Consider the following 15,866-nt stretch of genomic DNA (forward strand, 5'->3'; position numbering starts at 1 on the left):
GCGCAGGGCGGATAAGCGAAGCGCATCCGCCTGGCCAGGATATTGCGCCGGATGCCGCTGCGCCTTATCCGGCCTACGGACGCGGTACTTCGCGAGGCAGGACCGTCCCCTCGGGCACCGGGCCAAGATAGCGGCTTTCCGTGGGTTGTAGCGCGTCATCGAGCTCATAGAGCAGCGGCCTGCCCACCGGGATCTCCACCCTTGGGATGACCTCATCGGGGATGCCGTCGAGGATCTTGACCACCCCACGCAGGGAGTTACCGTGGGCCACGATCAGGGGTGTGCGACCCTGCTCCAGGGCGTGGCGCACCGGCCCCGTCCAGGCCGGCTCCAGCCGGGCCACGGTGTCCTTGAGGCTCTCGCCGCGCGGCAGCTGCTGGGGCGCCAGTTCCGCGTAGCGCGGATCATTGCCGGGAAAACGCGGGTCCTCCGGATCGAGCAGCGGCGGGCGCTCGGCCCAGGAGCGGCGCCAGATGCGTACCTGCTCCTCGCCGACCAGATCGGCGATCTGCGCCTTGCTGAATCCCTGCAGCGCCCCGTAATGACGCTCGTTGAGGCGCCAGTCACGGACCACCGGCAGCCACTCCATGTTCAGTCCCTCGAGCGCGATCCAGAGCGTGCGTATCGCCCGGATCTGCACCGAGGTGAAGCACAGATCGGGAGTGATTCCCTCGGCTGCAAGGACTTCGGCGGCATCGGCGGCCTGGCGTCTGCCCTCATCGGTGAGGTCTACATCCACCCATCCGGTGAACAGCTTGCGCCGGTTCCAGGTGCTTTCGCCATGACGCATGAGGATGATGCGGGGCATGGGATACCTCCTGCCGTCTTCCGGGGCGGCCCGGAATCTGTTGAACGGGCATGATTCCGCGGCCGCCGATCTGTGCGTGTGGCGCAGCCCCGGCTGCGCCGTAGGAGCGGCGACCCCGCCGCGAACAGCCGAGTCCGACCGACCTCCACCATTGTTCGGCCCATCCCTGGGCCTCACCCCTATGGGGCTTGCGCGACGATTCGCTCCCGACGAATCGTTGTTCGGCCCGGGGTCGGGCCTCCTACATCCGGCCCGCGCAGTGATGCCGGATCAGCGCCGCCTCAGCAGCCTTTTCAACTCCTTGAGCGGCCGGGTATTGATCACGTCGGCCGCCTCCAGCCAGCCGCGGCGCGCCTGACCGATGCCGAAGCGCATGAGATCGAGATCGCCGGTGCTGTGGGCATCGGTGCTGACGGCAACCTTGACGCCCATCTCACGCGCCATCCTACAGGCGCTGTCGTCCATGTCGAGCCGGTCCGGTTGGGCGTTGAGTTCCAGGCAACAGCCGCACTCGGCGGCCTGCTTCATGATGCGCTCCGGATCCACCTCGTAGGGTTCGCGCCTGCCGATGAGCCGCCCGCTGGGATGGGCGAGAATGTTGAAATGCGGATTGTCCATGGCCCGCAGGATGCGCTCGGTCTGCTTCTGGCGCGACAGGTTGAACCGGTAATGTACGGCGCAGACGGCGAAGTCGAGCTCGCCGAGCACATCATCGGGGAGATCGAGGGAACCGTCTTCCAGGATGTCCACCTCAATGGACTTGAGCACCACGATGTCATCAAGCCTTTCGTTCAACCTGTCGATCGCGCGGATCTGGGCGAGCAGGCGCTTCTTGTCGAGGCCGTGTGCCACGGCAACGCGGCGTGAATGGTCGTTGATGGAAACGTATGCGTAGCCGCGCTCACGGGCCGCCTCGACCATGTCCTCCAGGGAGTTGCGCCCATCGGTGGCCCGGGTATGGCAATGCAGGTCACCGTGGATGTCGTCCAGGGTGATGAGCCTCGGCAGCCGGCCCTTCGCCGCCGCCTCGATCTCGCCGCGGTTCTCGCGCAGTTCGGGCTCGATGTACGGAAGGTCGACGCTGCCAAAGACCTCCTTCTCGGAACGCCCGGCGACCCGTTTGTCGCCGCGGAACACGCCGTACTCGTTGTGCTTGAGGCCCCGGTCGACGGCCCGCTTGCGCACCGCGATGTTGTGGGCCTTGGAGCCGGTGAAGTAATGCAGCGCGGCGCCGTAGGCCACCTGGGGCACCACACGCAGATCCACCTGCATGCCGGAGCGCAGGATCACCGTGGATCGGGTCGTGCCATGGGAGATGACCTCCGAGACCTGGTCGTAGTCCACCAGCCGGTCCATGACCGGCGAGCCCTTGCGGGCGGTGACCAGGATATCCAGATCGCCGATGGTCTCCTTGCGACGGCGGTAGCTGCCCGCCACGGTGATCTCCTTCAGACCCTCGGTCTCCCCGAGATACGCGACCAGCGGCTCGGCAACGGCCTCGGCATCGATCAGGCGGTGGCGCTTGCCCTTGGAGCCCGGGGCACCTGCCAGCCGGCTCAGGATGGTCTGTTCGAGCTTCGGGCCAAGGCCTTCGAGGCCGCGAATCAGGCCCTGCTCGGCGGCGTGCTTGAGGTCCTGCGCGTTCTTGATGCCGAGTGCCCGGTACAGCGTCTGGACCCGCTTCGGGCCCAGGCCCCCGATCTTCATGAGATCGCTCAGGGCGGCAGGCGTGCGTTGCTCGACCTCCTCCAGCAGCGGCAGCCGTCCCGTCCTGACGATGGTCTCGATCTTCTCGGCCAGATCCTCGCCGATGTCGGGCAGTTCGGAGAGATCCCTGCCCTCCGCGATCAGGTCGGCCATGCTCCTGGACATGCCGCCCACCGTGCGCGCGGCATTGCGGTAGGCGCGCACGCGGAAGGGATTGGCGCCCTCGATCTCCAGAAGATCCGCCAGGCGGTTGAACATGTCGGCGATGTCGGCATTGAGTCCGGGCACAGCGTGACTCCGGGGTCCTGTTCCGCTCTTAGATCATCGCCGCCATGCTGTCCAGCGTCCTGGTCGGCACGGTTGTGAACGTTGCGTCTCCAAGTCCTGCGACATCCAGGTCGGTGGACTACACTGCATGTAGAACTCATCCGGGCGCACACGATCCCGGCAGGATTCAGGAGAGAACATGGAACGCCGCGAAGGGGCGCGCAGAGCCGTGAACATGGGCACCATGATCGAGTACCTGTCCGGTGTGCCGGGCCGCAAGGTCACGGGGCGTGTTCGCGATGTCAGCCTCAGCGGCCTGTATCTGGAGATGCCCAATGCGGACCTGACCGATTATGCACGCCTGCGGCTGAGGTTCGGCCCGGGCGGGAACGACGCCGGTGAGACCCGCATCTGGAACTGCTTCGTAATTCGGGTGGCCGACACCGGCGTTGGCGCCATGTTCGAGAACGCCGACCCGTCGGCTATCGACGGGTTGCTGGATCTGCTGCGCGAAGCCCCCGGAGGCCCCCAGGGCGAGGGCATTGACCCTCGCTGAACTGATTTCAGCGCGGTCCGTACCCGGCGATCGGTCGGGCGTGGCGGCGCTGGATCGCAATTCCATCGGGACGACCACACGCGGCGAGCTTCTCGAACGCGCCGGACGGCTGGGCTCGGGGCTTGCGACCGCGGGACTCAAGCACGGTGACCGCGTGGTCATCATGGCACCCAACAGCGCCGACTGGATCGTCTCGGCGCTTGGTGTGATGGACGCCGGCGGCGTGGTGGTGCCGCTGGACGTACAGATGCCCTCTGAGGATCTGGCACACGCCCTCGCCGATTGTGACCCGGGCTTCATCTTCACCACCCCGGCTTTGCGCGAGCGTATCGAGGCGCTGGATCTCGATCTGCAGGCCCAGTTGCGCCTGTTCGGGGATGATGCAGACGATGCCGATGCGTGGAGCGCCCTGCTGGCACCAGAACCCTCCGAGCCCGTCGCCGCAGACGAAGACCTCGCAGCCATCTTCTACACCTCCGGCACCACCGGGCCGCCCAAGGGCGTGCCGCTCACCCACCGCAATCTGAGCAGCAACGTGGAGGCCCTGTGCGAACAGGGCCTGGCGGATCACACGGACCGCATCCTGGTGCCGCTGCCGTTTCATCACGTATATCCCTTCACGGTGGGGATCCTCATTCCCCTGACTCTGGGGGCGCCGATCATCATCCCGTTCTCCCTGGTGGGCGCGCAGATCGTGCGGGCCCTGCGCGAGGGTGAGGCCACGGTCATGCTGGGGGTGCCGCGTCTCTACGAGGCGGTGTGGAGCGCCCTGGAGGAGCGCATCGCCGGGCGCGGACGGCTGGCCGCAGCACTGTTTCATGGTCTGCTGGGGGTATCCATGGCGGCGCGCCGGCGGCTGGGCTGGCGGCTGGGGCGCCGCATGTTCGCCGGCCTGCACAAGCGCCTGGCCCCGGACCTGCGCCTGGTGGTGTCCGGCGGCGCGGCGCTTGATCCGGACCTGGGGCGCCGGCTGCAGGGCCTGGGCTGGGAGATCGCCACCGGCTACGGCCTGAGCGAAACCTCGCCAATCCTCACCTTCAATCCGCCGGACCGGATCCGGCTGGAGAGCGCCGGCATCGCCCTGCCCGGGGTGGAGCTGCGCATCGACGCCCGCGACGGGCCGGGCGAGGTCCTGGCCCGGGGGCCGAACGTATTCGGCGGCTACTGGAACCTGCCCGAAAAGACCGCCGAGGACCTGGACGAGGACGGCTGGTTTCATACCGGTGATACCGGCGAACTGGACGACGACGGGTATCTTTACCTGCGTGGGCGCGAGTCCGCCATGATCGTGCTTTCGGGCGGCGAGAACGTGGACCCGGAGCGTGTGGAAAAGGCCCTGGCGGCAGCCGATGACATCCGTGAGGCGGGGGTCCTGGCGCATGAGGACCGCCTGGCGGCGGTGGTGGTGCCGGAGCCCCGGGTGCTGCGCGAGTCCTCCGGCGAGGCCCTCCGCGAGCGCGTCGAGAAGGTGGTGGAGGAAGCGGCCCGTGAACTGCCGAGCCACCATCGGCCGGGCATGGTGCGTATCGCCCTGGACCCGTTGCCGCGCACCCGCCTCGGCAAGCTCCGCCGCCACAAGCTCGAAGAGTTGTTCGAGCGCCTGGGCGAAAGCGACGACGCCAGCGAGGCGGCACCGGAACCCGTCTCGCGAGAATCCATGTCCCCCGAAGACCAGCAGTTGCTGTCGGATCCGGCCGCCGAGGGCACGTGGAACTACCTGGCGAAACGCTTCCACGACCTGCGCCTCACCCCGGACAGCGGACTGAGCCGGGATCTGGGCATCGACTCGCTGGGCTGGGTGGATCTGAGCCTGGCCCTGCGCGAGCATGCGGGGATCGAACTGGACGACTCGGCCATCGCCCGGGTGAGCACGGTGCGGGAACTGCTGCGCGAGGCGGCGGGCTCCGCCGAGGCCGGTGAAGGCAGCGAGGATCTGGCCCAGGCGCTCGAAAGTCCGGAGGAGCTCCTGGAACTGGAGCATGAACAGGCACTGGCTCCGCCCGGGCCCATGCGGAGGATGGCCGGGCGCATGTTGCTGGGCCTTCTGTGGTTTGCCACCCGTCTCCTGCTGAGAGTGGAGATCCGCGGACGCATGCCCGAGAACGGCCCCTATCTGATCGCGCCGCGGCACCTGAGCGCGCTCGACCCCCTGGTGCTGATACGGGCCCTGAGCGCGCGCCAACTGGAATCTCTGTACTGGGCCGGATGGACCGGGCTGATGTTTTCCGGTCGCCTCACCCGCTGGTTCAGTCGCACCGCGCGCATCCTGCCCATCGATCCGGGCGCGGCGCCGCGCAGCAGCCTGGCACTGGCGGCGACCGCCCTCAAGCGCGGCCACACCCTGATCTGGTTCCCGGAGGGTCAGCGTTCCCCCGACGGCGCCCTGCAGAAGTTTCGTCCGGGAATCGGTGTCGTGCTTCGGGCACAGCCGGTGCCGGTGATACCCGTGTGGATCGAGGGGACCAGGGAGGCCATGCCGCCCGGACGGATCCTGCCGCATCCCGGACGGGTGCGCGTGATCATCGGTGAACCCATCGATTCGGACAGCTATGGCCGCGACGAGCGTGAGATCGTGGAGAACCTGCACTCGAAAGTCGCCGCACTCGGAGACAATAAGAAGTGAAGTTCGCGGTGTCGACGTCCGCGGCAGGGAAACGATGATCCCGTTGTGGTTCAAGGCGGTTTATCTCGCGTTCGTCGCCGTGCTCATCCCCGCCTACACGCTGGAACATGGGCTGGTGAATTTCCTCTGGTTCTCCAACGTGGCGCTGATGGGCGGGCTGCTGGCCGCCCTGTTCGCGAGCCCCCGCCTGGCCAGCATGATGCTGGTGGCCGTCGCGCTGCTGGAGATGGGCTGGATCATGGACTTCCTCGGCAGTCTCCTGCTGGGAGGGACAACACCGCTCGGTATCGTGGACTACATGTACGATCCCGACATCACCCTGCTCGTGCGCCTGCTTTCCCTCTATCACCTTGTGTTGCCCTTCGTGTTGCTCTGGATCGTATGGCGTCTCGGTTACGATCAGGACGCGTGGAAACCGTGGGTGGCGGTGGGTACCGGCATCCTGATCCTGACATTCCTCCTCTCCGGCCCGGATCGCAACGTGAACTGGGTGTGGGGCCCCGGCCAACCGCAGGACCTGATCTCCCCCTACCTCTGGCTTGGTATCTTGATCGCAGCTTGCACGACGGTGTGGTGGCTGACACATCGGTTGATACGGATCTTCATGGGGCACTTCGATCGAATCGTCTGACCCGGATATTGCGCCAAGGGGGCCGGACAGGGCGGACAACCCCGGCCCCATGGAACCCCACTGCACAGGGGCAGTCTCTGTATATTAGAATATACTTACATTTCTGCCATGCAGGCCGCGGATGACAGAGCCCCAACCCCCCCCGAAATGGAACGACCGCCTGGTGGACACCCTGCGTTCGCGCGGGACCCTGCTCTTCCTGGCAGGCCTGCTGGCGGGCTGGCTGGTGTTCGCCGATCACGCCCGCGAGGGTCCCCTGCTGGTCACCCTGCATAACGACAGCGACGTGCTGATCGAGTCCGTGTGGTTGGACTTCAGCCACGCGTTGTCCCAGTCCAGCCTCTACGAGGGGCGGCTGCAGCCGGGGGAACGACGCCGCATCGCACTCAATCACCCGCCGGGGGCAGGATTCAACATGAAGGTGAGTTATGCCGACGGCGAGAGCCTGGAGTTCTGCGCCAATCGCGGCGTGAGCGGCCGGCGCCAGGAGGTGCGCCTCTACCGCTAGCTGTGATCTCTCAATAGGTTGTTCACAGGTAAGACCTGCGGGTCGCTCGCAGGAGCTCAGCCCCCCCGGGGGTGAACCGCCCCCGACATCGGTGGATCGTTCTTCGCCCGGGGGACCGGGCTCCTACGGGGGCCCCACGCAGCGTGGGTGCCCAGTCCCCTGGGCGATCGGGCTGGACATCGGTGGATCATTTATCGCCCGGAGGACCGGGCTCCTACGATGCCCCTTTCCAATGGTTGGACAGATTGATGCCGCTGGAGATCAGGCCCACGTGACTGAAGGCCTGCGGGAAATTGCCGAGAAAGGCGCCCGAGGCCGGATCGATCTGCTCGGGCAGCAGACCCAGGTGATTGGCGCGGCCGCACAGGGAATCGAACAGTGCACCGGCCTCTTCCAGGCGCCCCTGCCCTGCCAGGTTGTCCACCAGCCAGAAGCTGCATAACAGGAAGGCGCCTTCGTCGCCGGGGAGGCCGTCCGGGGACTCGTGGGGCAGATAGCGATAGAGCAGACCGTCGCCGGCACCGAGACGCCGAACGACGGCCGCCGTGGTGGCCACCATCTTCGGGTGATCGGCGGCGATGACACCGCGCAACGGCAGGGCGAGCAGGCTGGCGTCGATGCCGCCTCCGCCCAGGTGCTCGGTCAACGAGCGAAGTTGCGGGTCCCAGGCCTCCTCCAGGATCGCCTGGCGGATGTACGCCGCCTCGGCCCGCCATGCCTGTGCGTCACCCTCCATCCCGTGCTGCTCGGCCATGCGCGCGCCGCGGTCCAGGGCCACGGCGCAAAGGGCGGCGGAATAGGTGAACGGCCGACCGGCGGTACGCACCTCCCAGATGCCGTGATCCGGCGTACGCCATTCCCGCCAGGCGTCCTCCACCAGCCGGCGCAGACGTGCCCACAACGTCCCGTCCATGGGCCCGCCCATCCGGGTCCATCGGTAGGCACAGTCGAGGATCTCGCCGAACACGTCATGCTGGCGTTGCTCCACGGCCCCGTTGCCCCAGCGTACCGGGCCGGAGCCGCGGTAGCCCTCCAGTTCAGGTACCTCGCGCTCCGGCGGCGGCAGGTGCCCGTCCACGTCGTAGAGCACCCTCGGCCGGCCCGCCCGATCCACCGCATCCAGCACCCAGCCCAGAAACCCCGCCGCCTCATGGCCCATGCCGATGCGCCCCATGGCATAGACGGAGAAGGCGGCGTCCCGGATCCAGGCAAAGCGGTAGTCCCAGTTGCGCGGACCACCGATGGCCTCGGGCAAAGAGGTGGTGGGCGCGGCGATCATCGCTCCGGTGGCGGTGTGGTCCAGCAGCTTGAGCGTGATGGCCGAACGGCGCACCAGATCCTCCCGCGGCCCCTGGTAGTGGAAGTGGCGCATCCAGCGGCGCCACACTTCCAGCGTGGCGTCCAGTATCTCGTCGGGGCCGTGGCTGTGGAAATGGTGGGCGTGGGCACCCCAGGACAACACCAGGTGATGGACGTCGCCTTCCCGAAGTTCGTAAATGCCCTCCTCGGACTGCAGCGGCAGGCTGGATTCCAGGTACAGTTCCAGTTCCGGCCGGCGCGCCGTGATCAGCACCAGACCGCCCCCGTGGGGCCGGGTCCGGGCACCGCCCCAGGGCTGCACCCGGATGCGCAGGCGCACCCGCCCGCCCAGCACCTCGATACGGCGCAGCAGCTCACCCCTGCCGGCGGCGGTGTCCTCGGAAAGATCCGCGCCGCTGCGCAGGGTCAGGGCGTCGGTGACGCGCACCCGCCCCTCGGGACCGCGCATCTCCGTGACCAGCACGCCCGTATCGGGCTCGTAGAACTGGCGCGACGAGACCAGCGGTTCCGGGGCGACGGTGAACCCGCCGCCGCGACGCGCATCCAGCAGGCCGCAGAACAGGGGCTCGGAATCGAAGCGCGGCACGCACATCCAGCTCACGGCGCCGTCGCGTCCCACCAGTGCGGCGGTGGTGCCGTCGCCGATCAGTCCGTGGTTTTCAATGGGCAGATAACCCTCCACCCGGCGTAGTTCGTTCTCCGGTTCGCTCACGGCTCTTCCCCGCCGCAGGGTATTGCATTGGAGACCAGATCAAGGATCGCCACGGACTCTGCGGGAAGGTGGACCGCCTCGCGCGTGACCGCGACACCGGGATCGGAGGCGAGCAGGATCCGGGGGTGGCGCCCCGCCGGACAGTCGAGACGCCTTTGCGCCGTGCCCAGGTTGCACGCCACCGCCAGATCCCCGCGCCGCATGATCAGCCAGCGCTCGGACTCGTCATAGTGAACGACGATCCCCTCAAGGCAATCGTCGCCGAAGGCCGGGTGGGCGCGGCGCAGGGCGATCAGGTCCCGGTACCAGCGCAGCAGGCTCGCGTGCGGCTCACGCGCCGGCTGATCCCAGTCCAGCCGGGAGCGCTCGAAGGTGTCGGGCGCCTGTGGGTCCGGAATGCGTGCGGGATCCCAGCCGAAGGCGGCGAACTCCCCGCGCCGGCCCTCGCGTACAGCCTCGGCCAGGTCGGGATCCTCGTGATCGGTGAAGTAGAGAAACGGCGTGTCGGCGCCCCACTCCTCGCCCTGGAAAAGCAGCGGAACGAAGGGTGCGGTCAGCACCAGGGCCGCCCCCACCCTGAGCAACCCCGCGGAGAGCAGCTGCGCGCTGCGCTCGCCCATGGCGCGGTTGCCCACCTGGTCGTGGTTCTGCAGACACCCGACAAAGCGGCGCCCCGGCAGGTCGGCGGCGGGTCTGCCGTGACTGCGCCTGCGATAGCTGGAGTAGCGGCCGTCGTAGACCAGCCCCCGGGTCAGGGCCGCGGCCAGGTCGGCCACGGCGCCGAAGTCCTCGTAGTAGCCGTCGCGCTCGCCGGTCAGCACCGCGTGCAGGGCGTGATGAAAATCCTCGTTCCATTGCGCATCCAGGCCATAACCGCCGATCTCCGGTGCGCGCACCACGCGCGGATCGTTGAGGTCGCTCTCGGCGATCACCACCAGGTGCCGCCCCAGCCGCGCCTCCAGGGCGCGCACCTCCCGGACCAGTGCCTCCAGGAAATGGATGGCGGAGGTGTCGACGATGGCATGCACGGCGTCGATGCGCAGGCCGTCAAAGTGGTAGTCCTCGAGCCACATGAGGGCGTTGTCGAGAAAGAAACGCCGCACCGTGTCGCTGTGGGCCCGGTCCAGGTTCACCGCATCGCCCCACGGCGTGCGGTAGACGTCGGTGAAATAGGGGCCGAAGCGGCCCAGGTAGTTGCCGCTGGGGCCCAGGTGGTTGTAGACCACGTCCAGCAGCACCCCCAGACCCTTGCAGTGGCAGGCATCCACCAGGCGCTTGAGTCCCTCGGGCCCGCCGTAGGCATGGTGCGGCGCGAACGGGTCCACTCCGTCATAGCCCCAGCCGCGCTTTCCCGGGAACTCCGCCACGGGCATCAACTCCACGTGCGTGATGCCCAGGTCCTTCAGGTGATCCAGCCTGTCGATCACCGCCTCGAAGGTGCCTTCGGGGGTGAATGTGCCCACGTGCAGTTCACAGATCACCGCCGAGGCGAGCGGCGGGGCCTGCCAGCCGGCGTCGTGCCACCGGAAACGGCCGTGATCCAGCCAGCGGGACGGGCCATGGACGCCGTGGGGCTGCCAAGGGGAACGCGGATCGGGAAACGGACCCTCCCCGTCGAGCCGGAAGGCGTAATCGGTGCCGTAACCCAGCTCCGGCGCTTCCACGGACCACCAGCCGTCGGCCTCCCGCACCATGGGCCGGCGCTGCCCGGCGCATTCCAGCTCCACCCGTCGCACCTCGGGCGCCCAGACACGCACACAGGTCACGGCCGATGCTCCTCGCGCACCAGCAGTGCCACCGGGAACGACCCCAGCAGCGATGCAACCGGCGCTTCGCCACCGTCGACCACCTCTTCGGTGAGCACATTGCGCCAATGCCCTGCCGGAAGATGCAGTGCGGTGTCGCCCCACTCCCCGCCCAGCGCGTGCACCAGTCGCGGCACCAGCACGGCCACACCCTCCCCGCGCAGAAAGGCCACGCCGTGGGCGGCCCTTCCCCCCGTGAGACGCAACGGACGATACTCACCTTGCGGTCCCAGCCAACGGGGGTGGTCGCGGCGTACACGCAGTGCCTGGCGGATGACCCACAGCTTGGGCATTCCTTCATCCGAACGGGCGAGGATCTCCGCGACGGAGAGCCCCTCCAACTCCGCCAGCAGCCGCTCGCGAATCACAAAGTCCACGGGCCTGCGATTGTCCGGATCCACCAGGCTCAGGTCCCAGAGCTCCGCGCCCTGGTAGATGTCGGGCACACCGGGGGTGGTGAGCTTGAGCAGGGTCTGTGACAGCCCGTTGATTCGCCCCGGCGTCACCAGGAGTTTGACGAAGTCATCCAGTTCCGCGCGGAACTCACTGTCCTGCAGCACCGCGTTCACGAAGTCGCGCACGGCCTGCTCATAGCCGTCGTTCGGCTGTGTCCACGAGGTGTGCAGCTTGGCCTCGCGCACCGCCTTTTCCATGTAGCCGGCCATGCGTTGTGCGTCGATGGGCCATGCCCCCACCAGCGTCTGGTAGAGCAGGTACTCGGTGGGGGGATCCGGCAGCTCGTCGCTGCGATGAACCGCATTGCGTTTCGTCCAGTGATGCACCGCCGCCGTCCATTTGTCCGGCATTTCCGAGAGCAGCAACAGGCGGGCACGCACATCCTCGCTGCGCTTGGTGTCATGGGTGGAGGTGGCGAGCAGCGACTGCGGATGGCGGGCGAGCGCTTGCGCGCAGGCATCATGAAAGTGCTCCACGGACACGCCGAAGCACGCCGGGTCGCCGCCCACCTCGTTGAGTGCGATGAGGCGGTGGAAGCGGTAGAAGGCGGTGTCCTCCATGCCCTTGGCCATGGCCGGACCGGTAAGCTGCTGAAAACGCGTGGCCAGTTCCGCCTCGCGATCGCCGGGTATGCGAAGCAGCAACAGGCCGTGGAGAAAGCCGAACAGTTCCGGATCGAGCTCCGCGCGCCGTTCCCGGGCCTGGTCAATGGCCTGCGTCACATAGCGTACATCCGCCTCCGAGACGGTCCCGTCCGGGTGGCGCACATAGGTGCGGTAAACGGGAAAACAGGCGGCCACCTCCAGCAGCACCTGGTAGAGCTCGTGTCGGGTGTAGTCGCGATGCCGGCGGTGGCGCTCGCAGACGTCCACGGACAGCGACACCAGACGGTTGAGTTCGCTGCCCAGCAGTTCCTTGACCACCTGACGCTTGCAGTCGTGTACCAGTTCGGCGAAGTCCGCGGCCTCGCCCGTGAGCTCCTCCAGCAGCCGGGTCAGCGGTGCCTCGCCCGCCGGATCGGCGAACAGCCCCTGCACCCGATTGAGAAAGTCATAACCGGTGGTGCCGGCCACGGGCCAGTCGGCGGGCAGGGATTCGCCGGGCTCGAGGATCTTTTCCGCCACGACCCAGGCGTCGGGGCAGGCGGCGTGCAGCCTGTGAAAGTAGCGGGTCGGATCGCGCAGGCCGTCCGGATGGTCGATGCGCAGCCCGTGCACCTCGCCCGCACGCGCCCAGCGGATGGGCAGTGCATGGATGGCATCAAACACCTCTTCCTCCTCCACGCGCAGACCGGCCAGATCATTGATGTCGAAGAAGCGCCGGTAGCCCAGATCCCGACCGGCGGTGCGCCACCAGGCCAACCGGTAGTTCTGTTTCTCGATCAGCTCGTCCAGGGCGTCCGGATCCGTGTTGATGCGATCCACGTGATCCCGAATGGCGGCATCGGCCGCGGGTTCTTCCCCGCCAAGCTGCACCAGCAGGCGACGGATCACGTCCTTGTCGCGATGACGGCGCTCCACTGCCCAGCCCAGGGTCACATGGGGACGCGGCAGGCGCGAGCACGATTCCGCGATGAAACCGAGCAACTCGGAATCACTGGTTGCGTAGGCCTTGCAGAGCAGATCCGACAGGGTGGACGGGTCCAGGGGAAAGGCATGTTCATGATAGTGCAGCGTGAACACACCGTCGCGATAGCGCATCTGCAGATCCTGCGCCTCCAGGATGCGCCCGTAGTGATCGCCCAGCACCGGCAGGAGCACCTTGTTGGGCCAGCGCTCCTCGGAGGCCTCCCAGTCCACGTCGAAGTACAACGCGTACCGGCTTGACGGACCGTTCTCAAGCACGTCCCACCACCAGGGGTTCTGATCCCCGGCCACGGCCATGTGATTGGGCACGATGTCCAGCATCTGCCCCATGCCCGCCGCCTCCAGGACGTCGCACAAGCGCCTGCGCGCGGCCTCCCCGCCCAGTTCCTCGTTGACCCGCGTGGGGTCGACCACGTCGTAGCCGTGGGTGCTGCCGCGCACCGCCTGCAGGCAGGGCGAGAGGTAGACATGACTGATTCCCAGCCGGGAGAGGTAGGCCACGACGCCGGCCGCCGCGTCCAGACCGAATTCCGGACGCAGTTGCAACCGGTAGGTGGCCACCGGTTCAGGCCGCATGACGCAATACCACCACCGATCGGGCCTCCACCCGGAGATTCGCCCCTGCCGGCAACGACTCGTCGCCCCCGGGCCAACCCTCCGCGGTGTCCAGTTCCTTCACCCATTCATGCCCCCATTGCTCCCCGGGCAGGGTGAAATCCAAAGGCTCGTGGTAGGCGTTGAAGATCAGATAGAAACTGTCATCCTCGATGTGCCCACCCCCAGGGTCCGGGGCGGGGATGGCCCGGCCGTTGAGAAATACCGCCAGTGACTTTGCGAAGTCCTCTCCCCAGTGTTCCTCCGCCATCTGCTCGCCGTCCATGGTGAACCACGCGATATCCTTGATGTCGCTGCCGTGGATCGCCTGCCCCTGGAACCAGCGGCGGCGGCGGAACACCGGATGATCGTGCTGGAACCGGATCAGGCGCCGGGTGAATTCCAGCAGGTCCCCGTCGCGCTTTTCCCAGTCGTACCAGGCGATCTCGTTGTCCTGGCAATAGGCATTGTTGTTGCCCTGCTGGGTGCGGCCCAGTTCGTCACCTCCCAGCAACATTGGTATACCCTGTGACAGACACAGGGTGGTGAGAAAGTTGCGCTGCTGGCGCCTGCGCACGGTGTCAATTTGCGGATCATCGGTCGGGCCTTCCGCGCCGCAGTTCCATGAACGGTTGTCGTCGGCGCCGTCACGGTTGTCCTCACCGTTGGCCTCGTTGTGCTTCTCGTTGTAGGAGACCAGGTCGCGCAGGGTGAAGCCGTCGTGGGCGGTGACGAAATTGATGCTGGCATGGGGCAGACGGGAAGAGGATTCGTAGAGATCGGAACTGCCGGTGAAACGGTAGGCGAATTCGCCGAGGGTGCGATCCTCGCCGCGCCAGAAATCGCGCACCGTGTCCCGATACCGGCCGTTCCACTCGGACCAAAGCGGCGGGAAGTTGCCCACCTGGTAACCGCCCTCGCCGATGTCCCAGGGCTCGGCGATGAGCTTGACCTGGCTGATCACGGGATCCTGCTGGATGATGTCGAAGAACGCCGACAGGCGATCCACCTCGTGCAGCTCGCGCGCCAGGGTCGAGGCCAGGTCGAAACGGAAGCCGTCCACGTGCATCTCCAGCACCCAGTAGCGCAGGGAGTCCATGATCAGCTGCAGCACGTGGGGGTGGCGCATGTTCAGGCTGTTGCCCGTTCCCGTGTAGTCCATGTAATGGCGCGGATCGTCGGGCATCAGGCGATAGTAGGCCGCATTGTCCAGCCCCTTGAGGCTCAGCATGGGCCCCCGGTGGTTGCCCTCGCTGGTGTGGTTGTAGACCACGTCCAGGATCACCTCCAGACCGGCCCCGTGCAGGGCCCTGACCATCTCCCTGAACTCCCGAACCTGCCCGCCCGGCGTCGTATCCGCCGCGTACTCGTTGTGGGGTGCGAAGTAGCCGATGCTGCTGTAGCCCCAGTAATTGCGCAGCCCCCTTTCCTGCAGGTGGGCGTAATGGATGAACTGGTGAACAGGCATGAGTTCCACGGCGGTTATGCCCAGCCCCGTGAGGTACTCCAGCGCCGCCGGATGGCCGAGCCCCGCATAGGTGCCCCGCAGTCCCTCGGGGATCTCCGGGTGTCGGACGGAAAAGCCCTTGACGTGGGTCTCATAGATGACGGTTTCGTGCCATGGCGTTTGCGGATGCCGGTCGTCCCCCCAGTCGAAGGCCGGATCGATGACCACGGAACGGGGCACGAACGGTGCGCTGTCCGCATCGTTGAACGAATCCTCCGGATCATCGAAGCGGTAGGGAAACACCGCCTCGTCCCAGGTGACCCGGCCGTCCACCGCCTTGGCATAGGGATCCAGCAGCAGCTTGGCGGGATTGCAGCGCAGACCGCGGGCCGGGTCCCAGGGGCCGTGGACACGATATCCGTAGCGCTGACCCGGCCCGATGCCGGGCAGGTAACCATGCCAGCAGTGGGCGGTCACCTCGTGCAGTTCATGGACCTGCGTCTGGCTACCCTGTTCATCGAGCAGGCACAGATCCACCCGCTCCGCCACCTCCGAGAACACGGAGAAATTGGTCCCCTCCCCGTCCCAGGTGGCGCCCAGCGGATAGGGTTCCCCGGGCAGCACCGCCGTGGCGGGCCGGTCTTTACCGGGATCGATGGTCTGGTCCATATGACACTCCGGGTAACGCGCATGTCTCGCGAGGGCCGCGAATGAATGTGACTTTCCGGCCTGTGTCGCACTGCCCCTGGAAGGAGAAGCGCGGCCTCGTAGGGCGGATAAGCGAAGCGCATCCGTCAAGTCCCTGCCAATGGTGTACCGGATGCGGCTGTGCCTTATCCGGCCTAC

10 protein-coding genes are annotated in these 15,866 nt (G+C 67.0%); 4 read left to right on the forward strand and 6 right to left on the reverse strand.

All coding sequences use genetic code 11. The features are described 5' to 3' along the window. Positions 1-73: 73 nt before the first annotated feature. Together THITHI_RS0100130 and polX are read right to left on the reverse strand one after the other, a co-directional pair. Entirely contained in the window at positions 74-808 is a 735-nt protein-coding gene (locus THITHI_RS0100130; RefSeq protein WP_018231034.1) for a 2,3-bisphosphoglycerate-dependent phosphoglycerate mutase, read from the reverse strand. 270 nt (positions 809-1,078) lie between these two features. Continuing rightward, positions 1,079-2,803: a DNA polymerase/3'-5' exonuclease PolX gene (gene polX, locus THITHI_RS0100135; RefSeq protein WP_018231035.1), complete on the reverse strand. Its 1,725-nt coding sequence runs from the start codon at positions 2,801-2,803 to the stop codon at positions 1,079-1,081. Positions 2,804-2,981: 178 nt separating this feature from the next. On the opposite strand from polX, the gene THITHI_RS0100140 reads away from it, so the two are divergent. The 4 genes from THITHI_RS0100140 to THITHI_RS0100155 all read left to right on the forward strand — a co-directional run bounded on the left by THITHI_RS0100140 (position 2,982) and on the right by THITHI_RS0100155 (position 7,100). Next, positions 2,982-3,338: a PilZ domain-containing protein gene (locus THITHI_RS0100140; RefSeq protein WP_018231036.1), complete on the forward strand. Its 357-nt coding sequence runs from the start codon at positions 2,982-2,984 to the stop codon at positions 3,336-3,338. Next, a complete protein-coding gene (locus THITHI_RS0100145; protein WP_018231037.1) occupies positions 3,325-5,961 on the forward strand; it encodes an AMP-binding protein in 2,637 nt (878 codons plus the stop codon). Before THITHI_RS0100140 ends, THITHI_RS0100145 begins: the two co-directional genes overlap by 14 nt. Before the next feature lie 34 nt (positions 5,962-5,995). Next, entirely contained in the window at positions 5,996-6,592 is a 597-nt protein-coding gene (locus THITHI_RS0100150; protein WP_018231038.1) for a hypothetical protein, read from the forward strand. Positions 6,593-6,713: 121 nt separating this feature from the next. Further along, positions 6,714-7,100, forward strand: coding sequence for a hypothetical protein (locus tag THITHI_RS0100155; protein ID WP_018231039.1), 387 nt, complete (start codon positions 6,714-6,716; stop codon positions 7,098-7,100). 214 nt (positions 7,101-7,314) lie between these two features. On the opposite strand, the gene THITHI_RS0100160 is transcribed toward THITHI_RS0100155, so the two are convergent. From THITHI_RS0100160 to glgX, 4 genes are read right to left on the reverse strand one after another with little or no spacing between them, the layout of a single operon-like run. Further along, positions 7,315-9,132, reverse strand: coding sequence for a glycoside hydrolase family 15 protein (locus THITHI_RS0100160; protein ID WP_018231040.1), 1,818 nt, complete (start codon positions 9,130-9,132; stop codon positions 7,315-7,317). After that, the gene (treZ, locus tag THITHI_RS0100165) at positions 9,129-10,898 is read right to left on the reverse strand and encodes a malto-oligosyltrehalose trehalohydrolase (protein WP_018231041.1); all 1,770 of its coding nucleotides are present in this window, start codon (positions 10,896-10,898) and stop codon (positions 9,129-9,131) included. The genes THITHI_RS0100160 and treZ overlap by 4 nt, the downstream gene beginning before the upstream one ends. Continuing rightward, positions 10,895-13,555: a malto-oligosyltrehalose synthase gene (gene treY, locus THITHI_RS0100170; RefSeq protein ID WP_018231042.1), complete on the reverse strand. Its 2,661-nt coding sequence runs from the start codon at positions 13,553-13,555 to the stop codon at positions 10,895-10,897. Before treY ends, treZ begins: the two co-directional genes overlap by 4 nt. Beyond that, entirely contained in the window at positions 13,545-15,689 is a 2,145-nt protein-coding gene (gene glgX / locus THITHI_RS0100175; protein ID WP_018231043.1) for a glycogen debranching protein GlgX, read from the reverse strand. The genes treY and glgX overlap by 11 nt, the downstream gene beginning before the upstream one ends. Positions 15,690-15,866 lie beyond the last annotated feature (177 nt).

It is taken from the genome of Thioalkalivibrio thiocyanodenitrificans ARhD 1 (assembly GCF_000378965.1).
Lineage (GTDB): Bacteria > Pseudomonadota > Gammaproteobacteria > Ectothiorhodospirales > Ectothiorhodospiraceae > Thioalkalivibrio_A > Thioalkalivibrio_A thiocyanodenitrificans.